General features: G+C 62.0%; 4 protein-coding genes. 1 reads left to right on the forward strand and 3 read right to left on the reverse strand.

Features of this window, described 5'->3' with window-relative positions; all coding sequences use genetic code 11:
- The coding region (locus tag GY725_22000) for a hypothetical protein (protein MCP4006863.1) at positions 1 to 124 on the forward strand (124 nt) is incomplete at its 5' end.
- Between the two features lie 42 nt (positions 125 to 166).
- Here GY725_22000 and GY725_22005 read toward each other — a convergent pair.
- The 3 genes from GY725_22005 to GY725_22015 all read right to left on the reverse strand — a co-directional run.
- Positions 167 to 565: a tyrosine-type recombinase/integrase gene (locus GY725_22005; GenBank protein ID MCP4006864.1), complete on the reverse strand. Its 399-nt coding sequence runs from the start codon at positions 563 to 565 to the stop codon at positions 167 to 169.
- A complete protein-coding gene (locus GY725_22010; protein MCP4006865.1) occupies positions 502 to 1,410 on the reverse strand; it encodes an IS982 family transposase in 909 nt (302 codons plus the stop codon). The genes GY725_22005 and GY725_22010 overlap by 64 nt, the downstream gene beginning before the upstream one ends.
- Positions 1,411 to 1,517: 107 nt before the next feature.
- Positions 1,518 to 1,665, reverse strand: a 148-nt coding sequence (locus tag GY725_22015) for a phage integrase family protein (GenBank protein MCP4006866.1), incomplete at its 5' end; no start/stop codon positions are given.

Below are 1,665 nucleotides of genomic sequence, written 5' to 3' on the forward strand. Positions count from 1 at the left end.
CGCCGAGCTCGGCTCCGCCATCGCATGCGCACACCTCGGCATCGCACCGACCCCACGAGACGACCACGCCACCTACCTGGCCCATTATGTGGAGCCGTTGGTTATGTGGCGCGGGCTTTGCTAGCCCGTGACGGTGGCGGAGTTCGGGGTTGTCGAGTTCGCATAATCAGAGGCCTTCGAGGAAAGCGAGAAGGTCATCGGAGGGCCGGTAGCGGCCAGGTTCGACATCGGGCGGTGTGATTCGAGCCATGGCGTCTTGTTTGATGTTCTGATCGGCTTGCAGGTACACCTGGGTAGTCGTGACATTGGCGTGGCCCAAGATGAGGGCGATCACAGCAGTATCGATCCCAGCTCGGAGGAGCTGCATTGCGCATGTGTGACGCAGAACGTGGGGAGTCACGTTTTTGTCGCGAAGTGTCGGACAGGTATCCGAAGCCGTCGCAGTGTGACGGGTGACCAGTCTGCGGATCGCGTCGCGGCCTAGATGATTAGTTCCAAGGGTTAGTGGTCGTAGGCGATGAGTGATCGGGCGGGTCCGTGACGTTGGGTGGTTTCGTTGTGCCAGATGGCTGCGGTGAGTGCGAGGATGCGTTGTTGGACTCGGACGGCGACACCGGGTCGGGTGCGTGCGCCGTGGCGTTCGAGGCCGAGTTGGTCTTTGAGGGTGTCGAAGATCGACTCGATGGTCTGGCGCCACGCGTGTAGGGCTTGTTGACCTGGACGCGGTTTCTCACTACGGGTGGCTGGGCGGATGAGAGTCATCCCACCAGTGTTGATGTCAGTTTCGAACTCAGCGGAGCGGTAACCCTTGTCTGCGATCAGGACCCGCCCGGCGGTATCGAGGTCGGCGTGGTGCAGCATCTCGAGACAGGTTTCGCGTTCGTCGGCTTTGGCGCCGGTGAGCGCGAAGGCGATGGGTAGTCCTGAGGGTGTGGCGATCATGTGGAGACGCAGACCCCAGAAATAGCGCGAATGGCTGGCGCAGTAGCCGTATTGGGCCCAGCCGGCCAGATCGGAACGTTTGGCCGTTTCGCGGGATCGGCCGCACTCGACGGGTGTGGAATCCACGAGCCACAAGTTGTCGCTGTAGCTGGGGCATTGGCGGGCCAAGAACCCGTTGACGTGGGTGAGCAGCTCACCGGATCGGCGTAGGCGTTTGTTGTAGCCGCATCGTTTGGGGATGTAGGGGAACCAGGGGCGTAGGTGGGTGCGTGCGTAGCGAATGAATCGCGCTTCGCAGTTGTAGCCGAGCAGGGCTTGGATCACCGCGAGGGTGACAAGTTCGGCGTCGCAGAGTTTGGGTGTGATCCCGATTTCGGGGCGTTCGGGCACCCAGTGGGGGTGTGCTTTGAGGGCGTCATCGATCGTCACGTACAGTCTGGTGGCGAGAGCGTCCAGGTCAGGGTTCATGCGCTTGGTCCAAGATCGAGGGTTTGTGTAGACCCCCTGATCATGGACGCTCTCGCGCTCTAAGTGGTGGACACGCGCGAACCGCGCGAACCCGTCAACCCTTGGAACTAATCATCTAGGGGGACCATGCGTTCGGTGCCGAGCTTGCCGACTGGGACCTTGAGCCAGCTGCCCCGGGCTTCGAAGTCGACGATGCAGCCCACTTCGAGGTCGAGCAGCTCGCCTGCTCGAATGTCGGTCGCTCGGAGCAGCCCG

This window comes from bacterium (assembly GCA_024226335.1).
Classification (GTDB): Bacteria; Myxococcota_A; UBA9160; order SZUA-336; family SZUA-336; genus JAAELY01.